This window comes from Vibrio sp. HI00D65 (genome assembly GCF_001635455.1).
Classification (GTDB): domain Bacteria; phylum Pseudomonadota; class Gammaproteobacteria; order Enterobacterales; family Vibrionaceae; genus Vibrio.
Map to the genome: position 1 here is coordinate 1 of NZ_LWEH01000567.1, position 436 is coordinate 436.

At 53.0% G+C, this 436-nt stretch carries 1 rRNA gene; it reads right to left on the minus strand.

The features are described from left to right. Positions 1-436: ribosomal RNA gene (locus A3712_RS23880) — 16S ribosomal RNA — on the minus strand; the annotation flags it as partial.

Below are 436 nucleotides of genomic sequence, written 5' to 3' on the forward strand. Positions count from 1 at the left end.
TTCTACCCCCCTCTACAGTACTCTAGTTCACCAGTTTCAAATGCAGTTCCGAGGTTGAGCCCCGGGCTTTCACATCTGACTTAATGAACCACCTGCATGCGCTTTACGCCCAGTAATTCCGATTAACGCTCGCACCCTCCGTATTACCGCGGCTGCTGGCACGGAGTTAGCCGGTGCTTCTTCTGTTGCTAACGTCAAGAGATGCCGCTATTAACGATACCCCCTTCCTCACAACTGAAAGTACTTTACAACCCGAAGGCCTTCTTCATACACGCGGCATGGCTGCATCAGGCTTTCGCCCATTGTGCAATATTCCCCACTGCTGCCTCCCGTAGGAGTCTGGACCGTGTCTCAGTTCCAGTGTGGCTGATCATCCTCTCAGACCAGCTAGGGATCGTCGCCTTGGTGAGCCATTACCTCACCAACTAGCTAATCC